The organism is Acinetobacter sp. Lyrl_1, from assembly GCF_051948795.1.
GTDB lineage: Bacteria > Pseudomonadota > Gammaproteobacteria > Pseudomonadales > Moraxellaceae > Acinetobacter > Acinetobacter towneri.
Window position 1 is genome coordinate 26,312 of the sequence record NZ_JAYJLK010000002.1, and the last position, 23,055, is coordinate 49,366.

18 protein-coding genes and 4 tRNA genes are annotated in these 23,055 nt (G+C 44.2%); 10 read left to right on the top strand and 12 right to left on the bottom strand.

The window, feature by feature from the left end; genetic code table 11:
• Positions 1 to 21: 21 nt before the first annotated feature.
• Positions 22 to 1,734, bottom strand: coding sequence for a type IV-A pilus assembly ATPase PilB (gene pilB / locus VF675_RS01120; protein ID WP_004975865.1), 1,713 nt, complete (start codon positions 1,732 to 1,734; stop codon positions 22 to 24).
• A gap of 277 nt (positions 1,735 to 2,011) precedes the next feature.
• Here pilB and tpiA point away from each other — a divergent pair, with 277 nt between their 5' ends.
• From tpiA to VF675_RS01170, 10 genes are all read left to right on the top strand, one after another.
• Positions 2,012 to 2,803, top strand: coding sequence for a triose-phosphate isomerase (gene tpiA / locus VF675_RS01125; protein WP_019836081.1), 792 nt, complete (start codon positions 2,012 to 2,014; stop codon positions 2,801 to 2,803).
• A 13-nt stretch (positions 2,804 to 2,816) separates the two neighbouring features.
• Complete coding sequence (gene secG, locus VF675_RS01130) at positions 2,817 to 3,146, top strand: preprotein translocase subunit SecG (protein WP_004975868.1); 330 nt, start codon at positions 2,817 to 2,819, stop codon at positions 3,144 to 3,146.
• Positions 3,147 to 3,199: 53 nt separating this feature from the next.
• Positions 3,200 to 3,284 (top strand) — tRNA-Leu (locus tag VF675_RS01135).
• A gap of 49 nt (positions 3,285 to 3,333) precedes the next feature.
• Positions 3,334 to 3,410: transfer RNA gene (locus tag VF675_RS01140), tRNA-Met, on the top strand.
• Positions 3,411 to 3,487: 77 nt separating this feature from the next.
• Positions 3,488 to 3,564 (top strand) — tRNA-Met (locus VF675_RS01145).
• Positions 3,565 to 3,765: 201 nt separating this feature from the next.
• Positions 3,766 to 3,842 (top strand) — tRNA-Met (locus VF675_RS01150).
• 322 nt (positions 3,843 to 4,164) lie between these two features.
• A complete protein-coding gene (gene rimP / locus VF675_RS01155; protein ID WP_440204632.1) occupies positions 4,165 to 4,689 on the top strand; it encodes a ribosome maturation factor RimP in 525 nt (174 codons plus the stop codon).
• A gap of 35 nt (positions 4,690 to 4,724) precedes the next feature.
• Positions 4,725 to 6,209, top strand: coding sequence for a transcription termination factor NusA (nusA, locus tag VF675_RS01160; protein ID WP_440204633.1), 1,485 nt, complete (start codon positions 4,725 to 4,727; stop codon positions 6,207 to 6,209).
• Between the two features lie 10 nt (positions 6,210 to 6,219).
• A complete protein-coding gene (infB, locus tag VF675_RS01165) occupies positions 6,220 to 8,946 on the top strand; it encodes a translation initiation factor IF-2 (protein ID WP_004975874.1) in 2,727 nt (908 codons plus the stop codon).
• Positions 8,946 to 9,350 carry a ribosome-binding factor A gene (locus VF675_RS01170; protein WP_004975876.1) on the top strand — a complete coding sequence of 135 codons (405 nt, stop codon included), beginning with the start codon at positions 8,946 to 8,948 and terminating at the stop codon, positions 9,348 to 9,350. Before infB ends, VF675_RS01170 begins: the two co-directional genes overlap by 1 nt.
• A gap of 132 nt (positions 9,351 to 9,482) precedes the next feature.
• Here VF675_RS01170 and VF675_RS01175 read toward each other — a convergent pair whose 3' ends face one another.
• The 11 genes from VF675_RS01175 to VF675_RS01225 all read right to left on the bottom strand — a co-directional run bounded on the left by VF675_RS01175 (position 9,483) and on the right by VF675_RS01225 (position 23,054).
• Complete coding sequence (locus VF675_RS01175) at positions 9,483 to 9,881, bottom strand: Na+/H+ antiporter subunit G (RefSeq protein WP_019836076.1); 399 nt, start codon at positions 9,879 to 9,881, stop codon at positions 9,483 to 9,485.
• Positions 9,882 to 9,892: 11 nt separating this feature from the next.
• Positions 9,893 to 10,168: a monovalent cation/H+ antiporter subunit F gene (locus VF675_RS01180; RefSeq protein ID WP_004975880.1), complete on the bottom strand. Its 276-nt coding sequence runs from the start codon at positions 10,166 to 10,168 to the stop codon at positions 9,893 to 9,895.
• On the bottom strand, positions 10,165 to 10,698 hold the full coding sequence (locus VF675_RS01185; RefSeq protein ID WP_225531135.1) for a Na+/H+ antiporter subunit E: 534 nt from the start codon (positions 10,696 to 10,698) through the stop codon (positions 10,165 to 10,167). Before VF675_RS01185 ends, VF675_RS01180 begins: the two co-directional genes overlap by 4 nt.
• Before the next feature lie 2 nt (positions 10,699 to 10,700).
• Entirely contained in the window at positions 10,701 to 12,509 is a 1,809-nt protein-coding gene (locus VF675_RS01190) for a monovalent cation/H+ antiporter subunit D (protein WP_440204634.1), read from the bottom strand.
• Complete coding sequence (locus tag VF675_RS01195; protein WP_004975886.1) at positions 12,509 to 12,874, bottom strand: Na+/H+ antiporter subunit C; 366 nt, start codon at positions 12,872 to 12,874, stop codon at positions 12,509 to 12,511. The genes VF675_RS01190 and VF675_RS01195 overlap by 1 nt, the downstream gene beginning before the upstream one ends.
• Before the next feature lie 4 nt (positions 12,875 to 12,878).
• Positions 12,879 to 15,716, bottom strand: a complete 2,838-nt coding sequence (locus VF675_RS01200) for a monovalent cation/H+ antiporter subunit A (protein ID WP_096901338.1) — start codon at positions 15,714 to 15,716, stop codon at positions 12,879 to 12,881.
• A gap of 607 nt (positions 15,717 to 16,323) precedes the next feature.
• The gene (locus tag VF675_RS01205; RefSeq protein WP_286381349.1) at positions 16,324 to 17,697 is read right to left on the bottom strand and encodes an AAA family ATPase; all 1,374 of its coding nucleotides are present in this window, start codon (positions 17,695 to 17,697) and stop codon (positions 16,324 to 16,326) included.
• Positions 17,698 to 17,713: 16 nt separating this feature from the next.
• The gene (locus VF675_RS01210; protein ID WP_004975892.1) at positions 17,714 to 19,216 is read right to left on the bottom strand and encodes a UvrD-helicase domain-containing protein; all 1,503 of its coding nucleotides are present in this window, start codon (positions 19,214 to 19,216) and stop codon (positions 17,714 to 17,716) included.
• A gap of 22 nt (positions 19,217 to 19,238) precedes the next feature.
• Positions 19,239 to 20,021 carry a bifunctional phosphoribosyl-AMP cyclohydrolase/phosphoribosyl-ATP diphosphatase HisIE gene (hisIE, locus tag VF675_RS01215; protein WP_440204635.1) on the bottom strand — a complete coding sequence of 261 codons (783 nt, stop codon included), beginning with the start codon at positions 20,019 to 20,021 and terminating at the stop codon, positions 19,239 to 19,241.
• Between the two features lie 126 nt (positions 20,022 to 20,147).
• Positions 20,148 to 21,227, bottom strand: coding sequence for a patatin-like phospholipase family protein (locus VF675_RS01220; RefSeq protein ID WP_131261096.1), 1,080 nt, complete (start codon positions 21,225 to 21,227; stop codon positions 20,148 to 20,150).
• Between the two features lie 207 nt (positions 21,228 to 21,434).
• Positions 21,435 to 23,054 carry an ABC1 kinase family protein gene (locus VF675_RS01225; protein WP_178866013.1) on the bottom strand — a complete coding sequence of 540 codons (1,620 nt, stop codon included), beginning with the start codon at positions 23,052 to 23,054 and terminating at the stop codon, positions 21,435 to 21,437.
• Position 23,055 lies beyond the last annotated feature (1 nt).

Sequence of the window (23,055 nt, forward strand, 5' to 3'; positions counted from 1 at the left end):
TCCTTATTTTAAATTTTACAACTATTCACTGGTCACACGATTGACTTCTTGCAATGAAGTCACCCCCTGCATGACCTTAAGTAACCCCGAACGACGCAGATTGTTAAACCCCGATTTTGCTGACGCATCAGCAATTTGGATGGCATTACCATCCTCCATAATAATTCTAGAAATTTCTGGTGTGACTTTCATCACTTCATAAACACCAACACGTCCTTTATAACCTTCACGGCATTCAGAACAGCCTACAGGTTGATAGACCTGAAATTCTGGATTGCTCAAATCGGCTTCAGTAAAGCCCATTTCCAATAAGCTTTGTTTTGGAATATCGGAAGGAGCTTTGCAATGCGGGCATAGGCGTCGTGCCAAACGCTGTGCAATGACGAGGTTTACCGAAGTTGCGATGTTAAAGGAAGGAACGCCCATATTGCGTAAACGCGTTAAAGTTTCTGGCGCACTGTTGGTGTGGAGGGTAGATAAAACCATGTGACCTGTTTGGGCTGCTTTAATTGCAATTTCTGCAGTTTCAAGGTCACGAATCTCACCCACCATGACAATATCAGGGTCTTGACGTAAGAAAGATTTCAGAGCGGCAGCGAAGGTTAAGCCCACTTTATTGTTGACGTTAACCTGGTTGATGCCTTCTAAGTTAATTTCCACAGGGTCTTCGGCAGTGGAAATGTTGGTATCTTCTCTGTTTAAGATATTTAAGCCTGTATATAGCGATACCGTTTTACCCGAACCCGTTGGACCTGTAATCAGTAACATGCCTTGCGGTTTTTCTAAGGCTTCCATGAACAATTCTTTTTGTTCTGGTTCATAGCCCAAAGCGTCAATCCCAAGCATCGCGCTAGATGGGTCAAGAATACGCAGTACGATTTTTTCACCGAACAATGTTGGCAACGAGTTCACACGGAAGTCGATGGATTTATTTTTAGATAGTTTTAATTTAATACGACCATCTTGCGGGACACGCTTTTCAGAAATGTCCATTTGGGACATCACTTTTAAACGTGATGCCAAGCGGTTAGCTAACTGTAAGGGTGGGGTGGCAATTTGACGTAATACACCATCGACACGGTAACGCACTCGATAGGTTTTTTCATACGGTTCAAAGTGTAAGTCCGAAGCACCCATGCGAATTGCATCAATCAGTAATTTGTTGATGTATTTAACAATTGGGGATTCATCACCCTGCGGTTCATCTTCTGCAGCTTGTTCTGGTTCGCTGTTACCATCTTCAAAGTTGAGATCGAAGTCATCATCTTCAAATTCAAAAGCAGACTCACTCGCAAAGTTTTGTTCAATCAGTTTTACCAATTTATCGTGTTCGACCACAATGGCTTCAATATTCATTTTACTGTTGAAACGAATGGCATCCATTGCTTCGATATTGGTCGGGTTACTGGTTGCAACATAAAGCAGATGATTGCGTTTAAAAATAGGCAATATGCAATATTTGCTGAACAGTTTTTCATCAATGCCTTCACGCACGATGAGCGCAGAGTCATACACGCTTAAATCAAAAATAGGTTCGCCAAACTCATTAGAAATTTTTTCAGCAATGATTAAAGGCGCGATATTTAGGTTTTGAATGAGATAGGGAACAATATCAACATTATCTTTTTGTGCGGCTTTAATGGCAGTTTGCATATTTTCAGCAGAAACGAGCCCATCTTCGACCAAACGTCGAATAAAACCTGTAAATCTAGGTGTAGCTTGTTGTACTGACATTCCCCAACGTCCTCAAAATCAAGATTGTTTATAATTGGTATCTTAAAATTATACTTTTGTTGCACAAAAATACCATATCTGAAAGTGCTGTCACCACCTAAGTATCGCCTAAAAGCATGAACCAGTTACATTAATCTGCTAAAAAAATTGTAAGTCCTGCCATGAAAAGATACTTCATGCAGCAGTTTGATGCAAAGCTTGTACAAAAAACTCAGCAGAAATGTGATTTGCGTGTAGAATGTGCGCGATTAAATGAATTGTTTTTGCAGGTTATTCTATGTCGGCTACGACGATTAAGCCTTGGGTGGTTGGCAATTGGAAGATGAATCCGATACATGCCGATGCTCAGCAACTTATTTCTGAATTTAAAACATTATTACAAGACAGCCCTGTAGAGGCTGAAAAGTGTCATTTGGGGATTGCACCTGTCACTTTGGCTTTAACTCAAATTCAAGCTGCATTGAGCGAGGCAGTACGTCCTGTCTATACCGTTGCACAAGACCTTTCCCGTATTGCGGGTTTGGGTGCATATACAGGCGAAGTCAGTGCAGAATTGCTAAAAGACAGTCAAATTGATTATGTATTGGTTGGGCATTCAGAACGTCGTGAACTTTTTGCAGACACACCAAGCATTTTGAATGAAAAAGTTAAAAATGCCTTGCAGGCAGGTTTGACAGTTATTTATTGTGTGGGTGAAAGTCTGCAACAACGTGAAAGCGGTCAGGCAGAGCAAGTTGTTTTGCAACAAATTTGTGATATTGCTGCTGTGGTTGACGCTGAGCAATGGCAACAGATAGTGATTGCGTATGAACCTATTTGGGCAATTGGTACAGGCAAGACCGCATCACCTGAAGATGCGCAAACCATGCATGCAAAAATCCGTGAAGGTTTAAGCCAAATCACCGCTTATGCGGTGACTCTACCGATTTTATATGGTGGTAGTGTAAAACCAGAAAATGCCGTAGAGTTAGCAGCCTGCCCAGACATTAATGGTGCTTTGGTCGGTGGTGCATCCTTAAATGCGGCATCGTTCCATCAAATTGCGCAAGCCTTTGCAAATACACAATAATGAGGAGTTCAGCATGCAAACATTTGTGCTGGTAGTACATATTATCTTAGCCATTTTAATGATTGGACTAATTTTGGTTCAGCATGGTAAAGGTGCAGATGCAGGCGCTTCTTTTGGTGGCGGTGGTGCGGCAACCGTATTTGGTGCGTCAGGCTCAGGTAACTTTTTAACCCGTTTAACGGCAATTTTAACAGCATTGTTTTTTGCAACCAGTTTAACTTTAGCGGTGTTTGCCAAGAAACAAACCACAGGTGCATATAGTTTGCAGACTGTACAAACGACTGCACCTGCACAGCCAGTATCGCCTGAAACTTCACCAACTGCGCCTAAAAGCGCTGAATAATTTTATTTAGCACTTTCTTTTTTCGCATGATGCGACTAGAATGCGTCACAGCTGCGGTGGTGGTGGAATTGGTAGACACGCTACCTTGAGGTGGTAGTGCTTTCGGGCGTGGGGGTTCAAGTCCCCCCTTCCGCACCAACTTATAATCCAGAAAACATAAGTTGGTGTTAAGCAGCAAATCTGTTGATGCGGGATGGAGCAGTCTGGTAGCTCGTCGGGCTCATAACCCGAAGGTCGTTGGTTCAAATCCAGCTCCCGCTACCAATCAATCCTAAGCTTATCGTAAATTAAGCGTAGGCAACTTAAATTATTTTAGGTTGAGATAAGTATTTACATGTTGTTGCGGGATGGAGCAGTCTGGTAGCTCGTCGGGCTCATAACCCGAAGGTCGTTGGTTCAAATCCAGCTCCCGCTACCATTTTTTAATGGTTTGGTAATGCCTGTTTTGATTGGTTGATTGTCCGTCGGGCTCAACTCTTGATAACTTGGCGAAGGTGGTTAGCTCAATTCAGCTTCCGCTACCAAAATCTGACTAAGGTGCAGCTTAAGTCAAGTCAGGCAAACATGCTAAGTTTGATTGAAAACTTATTCATTTTTGTATATAATATTTGCACGTTGATGCGGGATGGAGCAGTCTGGTAGCTCGTCGGGCTCATAACCCGAAGGTCGTTGGTTCAAATCCAGCTCCCGCTACCAAGTTTCTAATGGTGTGGTACGTTAGTTTTATTTGATTTAACTCAGCACAATAAACTAGCAAAGATGGTTAGATTTAGTCTAATCCCCGCAACCAAGTTTCTAAAGAGGCTCACAACTAGGTGGGCCTTTTTGCACAGTGGATATTGGTTTTACTGTGCAAGAATAGGGGCGATTACGCCCTTTTTTATTGGCTATCGTGTAGTGTCGATACAAGCCGTGCGCGGCCTAAAGTCAAAGTGTCATGTTTCACTACTACTATAGTTTGTATGAATGTGTAGTGGTCAAATAAGACCATTGAACCGCAGCAGAATGACGAGAGTAAATGAAGCTATCAAATAAAACTCAAGCACTTCAGGACTTAATTGCGCCAGCAGTGCAAGCATGTGATGTGGATCTTTGGGGAATCGAGTTTATTCCACAAGGTAAGCGTTCTTTGTTACGTATTTATATCGACAAAGCTGTCGATGAAAATGCAGAACCTGTCTTAAATGAAGATGGCGAATTAGAGCAAGGTCGCGGTATTGGTGTACAAGATTGTGTACGTGTAACCCAGCAAGTTGGTGCAATGCTTGATGTGCATGATCCAATTTCAGGTGAATATGCGCTTGAAGTGTCATCACCGGGTTGGGATCGTCCATTTTTCCAATCAGAGCAATTGCCTGCGTATATTGGGCAAACCATTGCGTTACGTTTAATCAGTGCTGTAGAAAACCGTCGTAAATTTCAAGCGAAATTGGTTGCTGTAGATCTGGAAAATGAAACCATTCAGGTCGAGGTGGAAAAACAGCAGGTATTGGAGATTGACAGTCACAATATTGATAAAGCAAACCTGATTTACCAGGATTAATCAAATTAATAAGAATCTGAACGAATAGGTGACTTATGGCACGTGAAATTCTTACCGTCGTTGAAACGGTTAGTAACGAAAAAGGTGTAAGTCGTGAGGCAATTTTTGAGGCGCTTGAACAGGCTCTTGTTGCTGCGACGAAAAAGAAATTCTACGAAGGCACAAACTCAGAAGAAGCACGCTTACGTGTGGAAATTGATCGTAAAACAGGTGACTACAGAACTTTCCGTCAGTGGGAAGTGGTGGCAGATGAAGATCATGAAATGCCTGCATGCCAAGATGCAATTTCTGATGTAGACCCTGCAAAGTGGTCAATTGGCGATATTCGCGAACTTGAAGTTGAGTCAATTGACTTCGGTCGTATTGCTGCGCAAATTGCCAAGCAAGTGATTGTGCAAAAAATTCGTGAAGCAGAACGCGCATTGGTTGCAGATGCTTATGAAGCCAAAGTAGGCGAGCTGATTTACGGTGAAGTGAAAAAGCAAACCAAAGATGGCTTTATTATTGATTTGGGCGACAATGCAGAAGCATATTTGGCGCGTGAAGAAATGATCGCCAAAGAAATTTTGCGTCCTAAGCAGCGTGTGAATGCAATTTTGTACAGCGTGAACCGTGAAGGTCGTGGTGCACAATTGTTGTTGTCACGTGCCAAGCCTGAAATGCTGATTGCATTGATGAAAAAAGAAATTCCAGAAATTTCTGAAGAAATCATCGAAATTAAAGCAGCAGCGCGTCAGCCGGGCGTACGTGCAAAAATTGCAGTAAAAACCAACGACCATCGTATTGACCCTGTAGGTGCATGTATTGGTATGCGTGGTACACGTATCCAAGCGGTACAGCAAGAGTTAAATGGTGAGCGTATTGATGTTGTGGTGTGGTCTGATGATCCAGCACAATATATCGCCAGTGCTTTAGAGCCAGCCGATGTATCGGGTATTGTGATTGATGAAGAAGAGCGTACTGCTGACATTATTTTCGCCACTAGCGATCAGTTAGCGCGTGCCATTGGTTCACAAGGTCAAAACGTACGTTTAGCCTCTGAACTCACAGGTTATAAGCTGAACATGATGCTTGAAGAAGAGTATCACGCACGTCAGCAAAATGAAGCGCAACAATACTTAGACTTGTTTGTTTCACGTCTAGACATTGCTGAAGATTTGGCGATGGCATTGGTAGAAATGGGCTTCACTTCATTAGAAGAAATTGCGTATGTTCCTGCGGAAACATTTGACGAAATTGATTTAGATGAAGAAATTGTTGAAATGTTACAAGGTCGTGCCAAAGAAGTGGCATTGGCAGACGCATTGCAACAGCAAGAAAATATCCAAGATCCGAGTGAAGAACTTCTAGCAATGGAAGGCATGACACAAGAGATCGCTTATGCGCTTGCCGCTCGTGGTGTCATCACAGTTGATGATTTAGCTGACCAAGCGACTGACGATATCGAAGATATTGAAGGTCTAGGTACAGATAAAGCGGGTCAATTGATTATGAAAGCGCGCGAATCATGGTTTAACTAGGAGGTAATATATGACGGACAAGTCGATTAAAGAGTTAGCGCTCAGTGTAGGTCGTCCAGTTGAGAAACTCCTGGAACAGGTTCGTGACGCAGGTTTACCACAGCGTAAGGCTGACGATATTATTTCCACTGAACAACAAAGTACCCTAGTGAACCATTTAAAAAAGGTTCACGGTCAAGAGGGTAATGCAGGACAAATCACGTTGAAACGTAAAACCACCAGTACCGCTAAAGTGGCAAGTACTTCGGGCAAAGCGAAAACGATTAATGTAGAAGTTCGTAAGAAGCATACATTTGTAAAGCCTGATCCTGAACAGATTAAAGCGGAAGCACTGGCAAAAGCACAGGCGGAAGCAGCTGAAAAAGCGCAAGCAGAACAGCAAGCACGTGACGTGGCAGAAAAGAGCAAAGCGAAAGCAGACGCGCCTCAAGCAGGTGCTGCAAAAGCGAAACAAGCTTTAGATGCAATGCGTGCAGCAGCGAAGCAAGAAACAGCCAAGCAAGAAGTTGCGAAAGCTGCGGTTGTGGTGAAACGTAAGTCAACCAACAAGCCAATTGTGAAGCAAGCAGTGAAGGTCACTGAAACGCCTGAGCAAAAGAAAGCACGTGAAGCGCAAGCAGCTCAGTTGAAAGCGACTGAAGAAGCAGCACGTCGTAAAGCGGCTGAAGAAGCGCAGCAACGTACGCTTGAGCAAATGCGTCAGATGGCATCTAAATACTCAAATGAAGATGCAACCGCTACCATTCGTGTGGTAGATGATTCTCCATTGGCGGCTGGTCTTGTGGGTCAGGCTTATGAAGATTCATTTGCCAAAGAAGACCGTGAAATCAAGCGTGGTACCAGCACCACCAATACACGTTCACCGAAAAAAGGTGGTCGTCGTGGTCAGGAAGAACAGTCTTTCAGCCAAAACTCACATAAACGCGGTTTGAAAACGAGCCAAGCCAACAAGCACGGCTTTGAAAAACCAGTTAAAAAACAAGTTTATGATGTTGAAATTGGTGCAACGATTGTGGTTGCAGACTTGGCTGCAAAAATGGCAGTTAAAGTACGTGAAGTGATTAAATCACTCATGAAAATGGGTGAGTTAGTTACGCAAAACCAAGCGATTGAGCAAGAAGTTGCGGCACTTGTAGTTGAAGAAATGGGCCACAACCCAGTTCTAGTATCGGATACGCAAGCTGAAGATAACTTACTCGAAGCGGCTGAAGAGGCACGTGGTGTTCAAACGACACGTCCACCAGTGGTGACCATCATGGGTCACGTTGACCATGGTAAGACATCATTACTTGACCGTATTCGTCGTGCCAAAGTGGCTGCAGGCGAAGCGGGTGGTATTACCCAGCACATTGGTGCATACCACGTACAAACCGACAAAGGCATTATCACCTTCTTAGATACACCGGGACACGCAGCGTTTACTGCAATGCGTTCACGTGGTGCGAAAGCAACAGATATCGTGGTATTGGTCGTTGCGGCAGATGATGGTGTAATGCCACAAACTGCAGAAGCGATTGACCATGCGCGTGCAGCGGGTACGCCAATCATTGTTGCCATTAACAAAATGGACAAAGAATCGGCTGATCCAGACCGCGTATTGAATGAATTGACCACCAAAGAAATCGTACCTGAACAATGGGGCGGTGACGTACCTGTTGCAATGGTTTCAGCGCATTCAGGTCAAGGTATTGATGAACTTCTTGATTTAATTTCAATTCAAGCAGAAATGATGGAATTGAAAGCATCTGAAGAAGGTGCAGCGCAAGGTGTGGTGATTGAAGCGCGTGTAGATAAAGGTCGCGGTGCAGTGACTTCAATTCTGGTACAAAACGGTACTTTGAATGTAGGTGACTTGGTTCTTGCAGGTTCATCTTATGGTCGCGTACGTGCCATGACCGATGAAAACGGTAAGCGTATTAAATCTGCAGGTCCTTCAATTCCAGTTGAAATTTTAGGTTTACCTGAAGCGCCAATGGCGGGTGACGAAGTTCTTGTTGTAAATGACGAGAAGAAAGCACGTGAAGTTGCCGATGCGCGTATGGATCGTGAGCGTCAAAAACGTCTAGAGCGTCAAAGCGCGATGCGTCTTGAAAACATCATGGCATCAATGGGCAAAAAAGACGTTCCATTTGTCAATGTGGTATTGAAGACCGATGTACGTGGTACTTTGGAAGCCTTGATTGTTGCATTGGGTGAGTTGTCTACCGATGAAGTACGTGTACGTGTGATTGGTTCAGGCGTAGGTGCGATCACCGAGTCTGACGTTACGCTTGCAGAATCTTCAGAAGCTGTATTATTGGGCTTTAACGTACGTGCTGACAATACTGCGCGTCAAAAAGCCGATGCCGATGGTATTGACATTCGTTACTACAGCATCATCTATCAATTAATTGATGATGTGAAAGATGCGATGAGCGGTAAGCTTGCACCTGAACACCGTGAAACTATTTTGGGTGTTGCAGAAGTGCGTGAAGTGTTCCACTCAAGTAAGTTCGGTGCAGCTGCAGGTTGTATGGTACTTGAAGGCGTACTTCACCGTAACAAACCAATTCGCGTATTACGTGATGATGTGGTGGTATTCCAAGGTGAGCTTGAGTCACTTCGTCGTTATAAAGACGTGGTGGAAGAAGTTCGCGCAGGTATGGAATGTGGTCTTGCAGTAAAAGGCTATAAAGACATCAAACCACTTGATAAGATTGAAGTGTACGATGTTCAATTGATTAAACGGAGTCTTTAATGGCGGGTAGTCAACGTCTGAAGCGTATGGCGGATACAGTACAGCGTGAGCTGTCAGAACTGATTCGCCAAGAGCTGAAAGATCCACGCTTAGGTGGTCTTGTGACCATCTCTGCAGTGAAGGTGAGCCCAGACTTAGGATATGCGGAAGTGTACGTGACCGTCATGGGACGTGAATTAGGCGATGAGCAAAGCGAAACGGCAAATAAAGAAACCTTGGATGTGTTGAATAAAGCATCAGGCTTCTTGCGCCATGAGTTAAGCCGTCGTATTAAGACACGTATTACCCCGCGTTTGCGTTTTCACTACGATAAAACCAATGCCTATGGTAACTATATGTTTGGTTTGATTGCAGAAGCGGTAAAAGATTTACCTCCTGCAGCACCTAAGCAAGATGAAGAATAAATCAGTGATGATAAAAAATGCCACCTTCGGGTGGCATTTTTTTGTCTATCAGAATCAATGAATGTTTATCTATCATGTTTGAGCTTTTGCAATGTAAGCAAGATCATATGGGATACGATGCTTTTTTTTGCTCTACACCAAATCATCATTAGATTTTTTTTCGTAGCGACGTAAATTACGACGTTGGCGTTGCCACGGTAATGGACGATCTAAGGTTTCAGGCACATTACCACTCATCGAACGTAAACGTAAATGAAGTGCGGCCTGCGCCATTAAATTGGCAGAAACAGGCGCGGTAATAAACGCAAATAGGGTGATTAATACTTCTGCAAAGCCAAATCGTCCTTCAAATGCCGCATAAATAATGGCTGCAATTAAGAAACTGCCTAGTCCTAAAGTGCTGGATTTTGTAGGGGCATGCAGTCGCATAAATAAGTCGGGTAGGCGAACCATGCCAATGCCGCCCACCAACATGAAAAATGCGCCAATAATTAAAAAGAATGACACTAAAATTTCCATGAGTAATTGCATGTTCATTCTCCTTAATCAATCACATGACCACTGGTGAAGTAACGCGCCAGTGCTGCAGTAGACACAAAGCCTAGCATCGCCACCAATAACGCACCTTCAAATAATGAGGTACTGGTCCAATAGATACCCAGAACCACCACCAAGCAGGTCGCATTTAAAAACAAGGTATCCAAGGCCAACAGGCGGTCTACAATTGAAGGGCCAATAATCAGGCGATATAGGCACATAAACATGGACAGCGTAATCGCAACCATGCAGATTCCAAGTGCATAAGGCAGAATCATCATTGCTTTTCTCCTGACTGTGCACCAAAAATTTCAATCAGCGGTTTTTCATAACGATTTTTGATGTCTTGAATATCTACACTTTCATCTGCAGTGTTTAAGGCATGCACCAAAATATCGCCACGGTCTTGGTCAATACCTGCTGTAACCGTGCCTGGTGTGGTGGTAATGATCATCGCCAAAATACTGTTGACCTGTTCGTGTTGTGTTTCGAGAGGGACACGGAACCATTTTGGCTGCATACGGTCTGTTGGGCCAAGTACCAGTTTTGCGACACGAATATTACAAATCATAATATCCCAGACCACCACGAAGAATAAGCGAATGGCTGCAGTCCAGTTGATGTCTGGTGTACGCGCAATAAAGGGCTGGATCAATTTAGGAATCAAGAACGCCAAGACCAGTGCCATCAACAGATTCCCTGCAGAAACACTATGCGCCAACATCAGCCAACTCAGTGCCACCAATACAGATACAAACGGGTGTGGCAGCAGGTTATCCCAAAACGAAGTTTTTGGTCTCGTTTTTTGCATGTTTAGGGCTCCGCAGGTTTGAGTTGAGTATCGCTAGGTTGCTGTGCTTCCTCACGATTTTGCTGTTGAATCTGACGTTGTTTATAGTCAGAAATATGCTCGCCTTCCAAGGTGTTTGGATCAATCACATAGGGAATTAAATGTGCATTGGTGTCAATTGCTTCGCCACCGTACTTGGTTTCAGGTAAGTACAATGGATCATAAGGTTGTACGCTAATCACATTTGCAGCACGGTCTTTTTTCAGAATCAGTGCTTCATAGGCCGCATTATGTTGAATCTGCTGTGCAGTATTCAGCATATATTGTTGAATTGGATTGGCAAATACCACGTACAGCACTAAACCCGTCAGCAGTAAATAAATGACACGGTCATTGCGGGGCGGTGCAATCGCAGGTAGTGCCTGATATTCATAATAGGCTTCAGTTTGTACATCATCTTCAGGTTTGGTCGCGCGCCAAAATAAAATAAAGCCGACACGGGTGAACGCAATAATACTGAGTAAGCTGACTAAGAGAATGATGCCAATAATCCAGCCCTGATGTGCCATATTGGCGGTGGCTTGTAAAATAAAGACTTTACCCAAAAAGCCACTAAACGGTGGTAAACCTGCCATCATTAAGGCGATCATGAAGTACGTGATTGCCAATACTTTATGTTGCTTCATTTGTGGGGCAATATTGAAGTGATCTTTAAATGCGCCACGTTGTGAGGTAATCCAGCCGCACAGCAAATAGAAAGCCGCTGCAATTAAAGTACTGTGTACCAAGTAATACAGTGCAGCTGACCATGCCTGTGTGTTCATCATCGAAATGGCAATCAGGATCGTACCAATTGAAGACAGCACCATAAAACCGACAAAACGACGTAAGCGCTCTGCACCAATTGCGCCTATGACCCCATACAGTGAGGTAATTAGACCAATCGGCAGTAACCAGTCTTGTAGGATTTTATGGCTCAGCGCATCATCAAATACGGTTCCATTGACCCGCAAAATGGCATACACACCGACTTTGGTCATGATAGTGAATAAGGCTGCCACAGGGGTTGTCGCCACGGCATAGGTTTTAGGTAGCCAGAAACCGACAGGAAGCATGGCGGCTTTAATACCAAACACCACAAATAACAGTAAGCCACCTGCCACCGCAATTTTATGTGCATCAGCATCGAGTAGCGGAATCAGACGCGCCACATCGGTCATATTTAAACTGCCGACACTGCCGTAAATCATCCCCAAACCAATTAGGAACAGGGCAGAGGCCAACAGGTTGATGGTGACGTAATGAATCCCGAGTTGAAAACGTGCTTTGCCTTGACCGTGCAATAACAACACATACGAGGCGAGCAACAAGATTTCAAAAAATACGAACAGGTTAAATAAGTCGCCTGTGAGGAATGCACCGCAAAGTCCCATGAGTAGGAAATGCACCATGGTATGAAAATAGCGACCACGTTCATCCCATTTTTTGCTGGAAAACCACAGTAATGGCAAGGCAAGTGAATAAGTCAGTACTAACATGAGGGCAGACAGTTGATCTAGCACTAAAATAATGCCAAACGGGGCGGCCCATTCGCTCAAATTATAAATAATAATTTGCCCACTGCTGACTTGAATTAAATAGCTAATTGCAGTGACTAAACCGAGTGTGGCAGAAAGATAGCTAATGCCACGACGCCATGGCTGACGCCAGTCATGTGAGAGTGAACCAAAGCCCGGATTGCCTAATAGCACTAAAATAAATGCGGTAAAGGTTGGAATCAGGATGCTAAAAATAGGTGAATGCTGTAGCCAAAATTGGAGGAAATCAGTCATTATGGCTCATCCTCACGTGGGTCAAGCAGTGGATGTTCTTCTTTGGCATCGACGTGGTCTGTCCCTGTTTCATAACGGCTACGCAGCGCCAATTGCACAATAAATGCGGTGGTGGCAAAACCAATCACAATTGCGGTTAATACCAAGGCTTGTGGTAATGGGTCGGTGACTTTTGAAGCTTCAGTCAAAATTGCAGGTGCATTGAGCTGAATACGCCCCATGCTGAATAAGAAAATATTGACGGCATAACCAATCATCGCCAAGCCCAAAACCACAGGAAAGGTACGGGCACGTAAAATTAAATAGATTCCTGTCGCGACTAACATTCCAATGGCAGACGCAATTAAAAACTCAATACTAATCATTGCATTACTCCTTTGGAAGTGGGCCAGACATGCCTGAGTGACGTGAGTCGCCCAAGACAGAAATCATCAACATTACCGCACCAACCACCGTGACATACACGCCTACATCAAATAAGGCAGCCGAAGCGAGGTGCATTTCACCAATAATCGGAGGATTGACATAAATATGTGCGCTGGTGAGGAATGGACGTCCCCAGAACCATGCGGCAAGTCCTGTCAGACCTGCAATACTTAAACCCACGCCAATCCAGATTTCGTATAAACGTCCAGATTTAGCTTTGAGCATTTGTTCGGTGTGGTCTTGACCAAGCGCAATGTATTGGATGATCAACGCCATTGCGGTAATTAAGCCCGCAATAAAGCCACCGCCTGGTAAGTTATGACCGCGCAAGAAAATATACAGGCTGACCACAAGGGCGATAGGTAAAATCCATGAGGCGGTAATCCGCAGCATCAACGGTGAAGGATTAAAGCGATAGGTTAAACCTTGGGTCATGATAGTGCCGTGCGCACGCATACCATCCATTAAACACAGCGTACCAATCGCAGCAATGCCCAAGACGGTAATTTCACCAAAGGTATCGAAACCACGGAAGTCCACCAAAATGACGTTGACCACGTTGGTTCCGCCACCGAGTGGAATGGATTGCTGATTAAAGAACCATGAAATTGAATTGTGGTCGCGAGTCATAACCAGCCACGCAATCCAGCCGATACCAATGCCGCCACCAATCGCAATGAAGGCATCTCGCCAACGACGTGAACGGCTAGATTCATACGGGGTCAATTGTGGGAGCAGCGATAGACTCATCAGCAATAAAACAGTGGTGACGACATCAACCGTGATTTGAGTTTGTGCCAAGTCGGGAGCAGACAGTCCGACAAACATCATGGTGACGACCAAGCCAACTGCACCGCTGATTAAGACAGCTTTGATGCGCTCATGGTGGAACCACAGCATCATCCAACAGGCAGAGAACAGCAATAACCATAAAACAATGGCAATCATAGGCGCATGTGTGAGTTCACGTGTGCCAGTTGTTAATCCCTGATTGAATAATGGTAGCGCGACCATGAATACCGTAAAAGCAATGATCCACACCAAATAGCTTTGCAGTGAACCATTTTCGGTTTTACGTTTGATTTTGCGTGAAACTTGTAGCAAATGTTTTAAGAATAATTCAAACAGCAGTTTGCCTTGGAATTGACCTAAATGTGGGTCGAGGTCAATTTCACGGATTTTTCCACCTTTGGCGAGCGAGAAATAGAAAATGATCCCGCCAAGCAGTGCAATAACACTCATCAGCAGGGGAAGATTAAAGCCATGCCAAATTGCCAGATGTGTGCCTTCAAACTGCGACAGTTGGGTACTGGCACGAGTCGTGCTATTGACAATATGCTCGACCAATAAGGCAGGCATCAAGCCGACTAAAATACATAAAACAGCCAATAAAGTTGCGGGTGCACGCATGCCAAACGGAGGTTCGTGAGCTTCTTTGTTTGGGACATCTTTACCAATTGGACCATCAAAGAAAACGCCGTGTACCAAACGTATTGAATAGGCCACTGCAAAAATACCCGCCAGTGTCGCAACAATTGCAGAAACCAACAGTACAGGGCCAGATAAGTTTGCTACCAGTTCAGTGAAGAACATTTCTTTGGACAAAAAGCCGTTGGTCAACGGTACGCCAGCCATAGAGGCCGCGGTAATCATAGTGAGGGTGGCGGTAAAGGGTAATAGTTGCCATAAGCCACTAAGTTTACGTAAATCACGTGTGCCTGATTCGTGGTCGATAATTCCTGCAATCATAAACAGGGCCGCTTTAAAGGTGGCGTGGTTGATGATGTGGAAAATTGCAGCAGCTACTGCTAACGGTGAACCAATGCCGAGTAAGCACATGATCAGACCTAAATGACTGATGGTGGAATACGCCAATAAGCCTTTTAAATCTTCTTTGAAAATGGCAAAGAATGCTGCCATACACAGGGTAAATAGACCAATAAAGGTGACTAGGTTGTGATATAACGCTGCGCCTGCAAAAATTGGCAATAAGCGCGCCAGCAAGAAAATCCCTGCTTTGACCATCGTTGCCGAATGTAGATAGGCAGAAACAGGCGTGGGTGCAGCCATGGCATTGGGTAGCCAGAAGTGAAACGGAAATTGCGCACTTTTGGTAAATGCACCCAATAAAATCAGCAATAAAGTTGGTACAAATAAATGATGACTTTGAATTTGTTCAGTCATCATTAAGATTTGGTCAATTTGATAGGTGCCTGTGATTTGCGCCAATAACACAAAACCACCGAGCATGGCGAGTCCGCCCATGCCTGTAATGGTCAGTGCCATACGTGAGCCGCGTTGTGCTGCCTCGTAATTGCTCCAATAACCCACCAATAAGAAAGAGGAAATACTGGTCAGTTCCCAAAAAGTCAGCAACAAAATCAGGTTATTGGAGAGCGAAATTCCCAACATGGCAGCCATAAACAGCATGAGGAGAACATAGAGTTTACTGAGCGAGTTTTGTGGACTTAAATAATAATAGGCATAAATAAAAATGAGTGTGCCGATCCCCGTGATCAGCAAGGAGAATAATAAACCAAGCGCATCTAGACGAAAGCTTAAATCAATCCCCAACTGTGGCAGCCAAGACCATGTTTGAATGATCGTTTCGCCATTAAAGACTGCTTTTGCTTGAGTCAGGAGCAGAATAAGACTGCTCAGACTGACGCCAATCGCCCCTAAAGCCGTTACCCCGCGTGAAAATTGTTTCAGCCACGAGACAAGGGTTGTGCCCAGTACTAACGGTAACAATATAATAATCGGTAGCACACTCATATCCATTGTCGTGAATAGGTTGAAAACCTAAAGGATGAATCTTATCTTCCAAGGATTACAGGACAGCAACACACCATCCAAAAGATTCAATCTTGAAAGCCAATCAGTCGTGTCAGTAAACACGTAGTCTATTGTTTTGATGAGCGTATTGTCGCAACTTAAACTCAAAACAAGATCATGCAAAAATAATTTTACATGGCTAGGCGGCTCAAGCAGCAAAAAATATGCTGATCTTTCGCTGACGATGCAGCGAATAAGGTTGTGCTTGGTTTGGTTAAAGCTGTGTTAAAAATATTTAGATGCGTCAATCTACAACCTAGTTGAACTATGGATGAAGTTGATCTGCATCTGCTGCATTTTTACAGCATTCACCGTGTTTGAAAGGTCAATAGACACTATTCAAGGTATAAAAAAAGTTGTATTGCGCAACTTTAAAAACTACAGCAAAATCGGATTTTACTATAAAAGTTCAAAATTAATCTGATTTTATTACATGAATAAAACAACATCAATTTTTTTTGCATACAGCAAAGTCATTATATACCGTCTGTTATATGCGGGATAAAGTATTTCCTTGCTTTTTGCCCAAGTATGCGTTGAAAGACTTCGGCAATTAAGATTCAGGCAATTGATCAGGTGTTGGCTCACTATCCAATTGCTGTAAGCGTTGCAGCAATTCCTGTTTTTGTTCGGCAGTTAAATGGTTTTGAATCTGCTGCAAAATTTCAGCCGTGCCTAATTGTGTTGGGTTTTGTTCTTGTAGGCTGACGTCTTCTGTCGTGTGAGTGGTTTCTAGCACATCAGCATAAATTTCTGCAAACTGCGGTTGTAAACTTTGCCATGCGATGGGATGCAGCTGTTGATGTTCCAGTTTTAAACATTGAAAGCGTTCCGCTTGTTCCAAAAGTTCGCTGCGGTTGCCTGTGGCAATAATTTGTAAGCGCGGAAAAGCTTGATGTAAACGAGTCAGTATTTGTGCGGCCTGTTGTTGATCGAGCTGATGATCAATCTGGTCAATCAACAAAATACCATCTCCCTCGCGACACGGATACAAACTGTTTGGGTTTAGCAAACAGAGGCGACGTACAATATCGCCTACTAGAGCAATCCAGTTGCGCTGACTGTTCGACAATTGCTGATACAGCATATCTTTGCCCTGACAGCGCACCATGAGTTGTAATTTAGGCAGATGTTGTAGATATAGGTCTTCAATTTCAGGCAGCACGATTTGTAAGGCATCTTTCAGTGCTTGTAAACTCGGTGCATGCATTTGGGTATAGGCATGCAATAAGGACTGATTCAGGGTTTGTGCGAGTTCGCTTTGTTGTTGCTGATATAGCTTGTGTAAAAGCTGCGCACTTTGGGCATTTTCAATATCGGAAATTTCCCGCAACCATTCAAAAAAACGAGTAAATGTCGTGAATGGAATCGCAGCAATTTCGTAGGCATGTCCAGGTTGTAAAATCAGCGGATTATTTTTATTGAGTAAATTAACTTCATTCACGAAGCGTTCTGCAGGGTAGTAGGCAATCAGCGGTAGACCTTGCATCGGGTCATGTTTAATGGTGTGTTGATAGAGCTGCACCATTTTTTCAAGCTTGGCGGTTTCTGCTTTGCTTACTCCTACGCCGCTACTATTCAGGGTTTTATATAATTGCCAGTCACAATGTTGGGTGCTTTCAATTTGCGTGTTGCTTGATTCTGCCAAACTGCCTATTTCTGCTGGAATTTCCACACAAACATCAATTTTAGCTTGCAAGCGGTTGAACAAAATATCTTGATCTTGCATCACCAAACCCGCAGTGCGTAAGTCTTTATAGCGAGCGGCAAACCAAGTCAGTGCTTGATAACTAAATCGTAACAGCGAGGTTTTACCCGCGCTTTGGTCTGCCAAAATAAGCGTAATGGGCAGGTCGTGATAATTGAGTTCGAGTTTTAGGTCTGCAAAATGGGTGATGTGTCTGAAATGAACCGATGTAATTTTCATAGCGCACCTGCTGCAATTACCCCACCGCTTTGCGTAACGATGTCGGCATTTTTATTTTCAGTTGTTGTACCAAATCGTAAATATGATGAATATTTAAACTGACTTTAGCACGTGTGCATGCCACGTACAGTAATCTTAATTCTTCATCGCTAATTTTATGCTCTTTGTCGTTCAGTTTAAATTGGTAGTCGTCTTCAATATGTACCCGATTCCATTCTAAACCTTTGGCTTTATGCGCTGTCGAAATAATATAGTCGGCTTGGTCAATTGGGGTGATTTTTGCCAACGCCCGTTTGAGTGGATTAGTACCATGATCATCCACCAGTTTGACCAAAGGTTTAATGTCGCTGCCATCGTTGGTTTCACAATATTCATGTACATCATGCCAAGAGTTAAACCATGCCAGTTCCGGAACGTCGGTCACACGTTTGCCTTGTTTGAGCATCGCGGCAGCATCCACAAAACGGTTTAAGCGCACATGGTCGGCTTGCAGACTGACTTTATCGCCATGCACTAAACCTGCCAGTAGCAGTTCCATGGCACGGGCGTTGGTACGGCATAAAATCGCATCACGCATTTTGGTATGGGGTTTGTTGACCACTTTGGAATGTAATTCTGGATTGCCCAAGAGTGGCACGGTTTCATTCAGCCCACCTAAAATGGCATTGGCGGTCAGGGCAATTTCTTCACCAAAACGGAACGATGTGGTCAGTCGTGATTCAGGCAAAGGTAATTGCTGCATGGCATTGATTGCACCACGCCAAGCATAGATTTGCTGATGCGCATCGCCCACATAAATCACTTGAGTATTACGTTGCTTGAGTAAAATGCCCAGCATGAGCGGGTCGGCATCTTGAGCTTCGTCAAACAGCACATAATCGGCAGGAATGTTGGGTTCAGACAAGGCCCAAAGTTTCAGATAAATATCGTGTCCAATGCCTGCCTGATGATTCGGGTCAATTGACTCCAACCAGCGTCGTTCTACCGCAGGATAAAGATGCTTTTGTAAGGTGTCGATGTCATCTGGATGCAACCAACTGGGTGCTTGTAAATGTCGTGGGGCAGGGTATTGCGAACTGGTCGAGCAGAAATGACTCACGGCATTGGCCACCAAACTGGCTAAACGACTTGGCATCAACACATATTTTTCATAGCGTCCGCCCATCATACGTCTAAGGGTAATCGGTTCTAAACGATACTCTTTGGCAATAAAACTTGGACTTAAACGGGGTAGGCGTAATTTGTCGGTGACTCCACGTGGAACGCTGCGATATGCAAGCGAGTGAAATGTACGACAATCGACCTGACGATGGAATTTACTTTGTGCTTCTGCGGCAATGGCTTTGTTAAATGCCAAGTACATGCCACGCCGTTCTGGCATGGCATCACTGATCATTTGTAAGGTCGTGGTTTTACCTGTACCTGCATAGGCAATCACTTTAAAAGATTTGCCCAGACGTGCATTATCTATAGCAGTGGCTTGCTCATAGGTCGGGCGAGGCTTGGTGATTACAGACACAGATCAGGGTTGGCTTTTCGCGTTAATGGCTACGGTTGGCTTTTTCAACCAAGCCTGATAAACCTTGACGACGAGCCAATTCATTCAGTACCACTTGCGGTTCAATATCGAAATAACCCAACATGACAATGCTGTGGAACCATAAATCGGCCACTTCATAAATCAGGTCATTTTTGTTGTTGGCATTGGCTTCGGTGTTGAAATCTTTGGCGGCAATAATTGCTTCCACGGTTTCTTCACCGACTTTTTCCAAAATTTTATTCAAGCCTTTATGGTATAGCTTGGCTACATAAGATGAGTCAGGATTAGCGATTTTGCGCTCGCTCATCATTTGCCCTAAATAAGCCAAAACTTCAACCTGTTCAGCTTGTGCCTTTGATTGGCTCATGGCTAAGGTGTGAGCATTGGCGGCTTGTTCACCATAAATTTGATTCGGGTCTTTCAGCTGTGCATCTACAATTTCCCAACCATTGGCGGTGAGTTTGCGATAGAAACAAGATTCACGCCCTGTGTGGCAAGCAATTCCACCATGTTGTTCAATTTGCAGGATAATCACATCGGCATCGCAGTCCAGACGAATCTCGTGCACAGTTTGAAAGTGTCCAGATTCTTCACCCTTGTGCCACAATTTATTGCGTGAACGTGAAAAATACACCGCCTGATTTTTTTCGGCAGTCAGTGCCAAGGCTTCACGGTTCATCCACGCCACCATCAACACACGTCCTGTTTGATGATGCTGTGCAATGGCAGGCACTAATCCTTGTTCGTTAAATTTTACTTCATCGAGCCATTGCAAGTTATTCATGAGTTGTTCACCAAAATTAATTTAAATTGTATGGACGCTATTTTCTGAGCGCACGATTTTGCATCGTCCCTATAGTGTACGTGATTCAAGACAATTTACCTAAATTATCTTGCCAGATTTGTACTGTCAAAGCGTTTGCATAAATTGAGGGAAGTTTTGTTTTTCCACCATTTCCAGAAATTCATCGCCCAAACGCTGACTTTCTGCCACCGATTGTTTCCATAAGCGAATGCGCTGTGCCTGATCTAAACCTTTTAAGGTGAAGTCTTTACGATCGGGCAAACGGCCTAAAGGCAAGCTGCTTAAATATTCTGCCGAAGGTGATAGCAAGAGTGTCCGGGCCTGATTTTCAGGATTGGCTTTACGATGCTTCAACATTTTATCAAACCAGCCAGGGGTAATGCTGTCGGTAAAGTGTGGGTACAGCACAATGCCCTGACTTTGGTAAGGTAAATCTAGATGGTAGTCAATTAAGCCACCATCCCGATAACTGCCCACGGGCGCATCAGGAATGTCACGAATAGCAGACATCACCCCGGGAATAGACGCTGAGGCGAGCAGCCACGGTGCGACATTCTGCTCATTCAGGGCTTGGTAATGGGTGACAAAATCATCCTCTACCATAAACTGCTGACCTTGCGCAGGTTGGCTGATGACGCGTTGCATAAATAAGCGGTTATGTTTGCGCGCAATGGCATTGCTACCAATAATTCCAGCCACAGATGCTAGCAAAGGCAAGGCTTGGTCACTTTGGAAAATATGTTGAGCTTTGACGGAAATGACCGTGAGGTGATAGTCAGGATGCTGAATCAGTTGTTGTTGCTGTCCCTGAATCAGTTCAAACAGCATATTTTGACAAATCTCAGCGACTTCTTGGCGCGACATTTTTTTATGAAAATACAAGTTGGTATATAAATCGGACAGGCGTTCAGTGCCTTGTTTTGCGCCCCACGCCAAAATACTGGCAAAGCGCCAACTGCCAATTGAAGAACCGACCACAGTACGACGCTTTGGGGCTTGGGCAAAAAACTCGCCAAAAATAGCTTGGTCTAAGCCTTGAATGCCAATACCTTTGGGGCCGCCTGCTGCACCTGGAATAATATCGACGTGTTGGGCATGTAAGCCTTCTTGTTCAATCAGTTGGCGTGCCAGATGTCCTGCGCGAATACTGAGTGCAGGGGCACGTTTATGCAAAAGCTGAGTCATGCTTGATCTATAACGCTACAAATGTGCATTAATTGTAGGCGTGGTGATTTTTGCAACAATGGCGAGAGGCATCACTTGGTGACTGATGAGTCATGCGGTAGTTTTTAGGATGAGTTAGAGAAAATCAGCGTGATAAAAAAGCCTGCTTTAAAACAGGCTTTCTAATTTTTTTATCGTCTAATCAGTTTGTTATCAAGCAATGTGGCTTTATTTGGCTATACGCCAAATCGCCAAGAAACTTGCCAACGCGATTAAAACAATAGAGACATACCACGGTGCAATAATCGCAATGGAGAGGAAAATGGCCATAATGCTGCCAAAAATCCAGCTGCGTTTTTGCTGATGTTCCATTTGCAGACGCATGCTTTGTAATTCATGTAATTGTTTGGAATGCCAAGCCGATTGGTTTTTTAAACCATTTAAACTGTCAATCATTAAACTTGGTAAGTCTTGTGCACCTAGTAACAGGTCGGGAATTTGCTGCCCAATTTCTTTGATATTTTTGACTGGATTCATATTGGCTTTAATCCAATCCGTTAAAATTGGTTTTGCCAGTTTCCAGATATCCAGTTCAGGATATAAGTCTGTGCCCAAGCCTTCAACGTGCACCAATGTTTTCAGTAGCAGCATCAATTGTGGTGGAATTTCCAAATGGAAACGACGTGCAATATCCATGACCTGAATCAGAATGCCAGCAAAGTCCAATTCGTGCATCGGTTTAGACACCATTGGCCCGACAGTACGACGCATTTCGCGGGCGAGGGCATCTTGATCTGTGCCTGGTGGAATCCAGCCAGCTTGATGTACGACTTGAATCAGCTGCATAAAGTTGCTGTTCATCACTGCTAGCAACATACGCGCTACGGTCATTTGGTCATGCTTGGACAGCTCGCCCATAATCGCACAATCTAGCGCAATAAAACGCGGGTTATTCGGATTGATGGTTTCCACGAAGACGTTGCCAGGATGCATATCGGCATGGAAAAAGTTGTCACGGAACACTTGGGTAAAGAAAATTGTGAGGCCTTTTTCTGCCAAATCGGCACGATCCATACCCAAACGATCAAAGGTTGCTGTGTCGGAAATTGGCACGCCTGTAATGCGCTCTGCCACCATTACATCTTTACTGTCCATATAGACTTCAGGCACATACATCATGCTTGAGCCTGTAAAGTAGTGACGCATGCGGCGGGTGTTATCCGCTTCTAAGGTCAAATCCAGTTCGTTGAGAATAATTTGACGATAGTCCTGAATAATTTCAGATAAATGTAGAGCACGTGCCGCTTCCAGACGTTTTTCCAGTGCTGCACCGAGCCATTCCAGAATTTCAAAATCTTGTAGAATTTGCTGGCGAATATCGGGACGGGTGACTTTAACCACGACTTCACGACCATCATGCAAGGCAGCGGTATGGACTTGCGCAATGGAGGCTGCTGCTAAAGGTTGCTCATCAAAACGGGCAAACAGGGTGTTGATGTCTGCCTTGAGCGATTGCTGAATTCGCATTTGTGCCACGTCAGAACCGAATGGTTTGACACGGTCTTGTAGCAACACCAATTGCTGTAAAACTTCAGGCGGAATCAGGTCACGACGTGTAGACAGTAATTGCCCAAGTTTAATCGCCAGTGGTCCCATTTCTTCTAAAGCTTCTTTGAGCTTCAGCGGGTTTTTACGCTCTTTACTTGACCAAGCCGCAGGGTGCATGCGAATAAAACTGAGTGCATGACGTGCCTTTTCTGGTAGTTCTTCCGCAGGAAACAACGTGTCGAGTCTATAGTGCGCGGCAATGCGCCAAAGTTCGAGTAAACGTGAAACGTGCGGAATCATA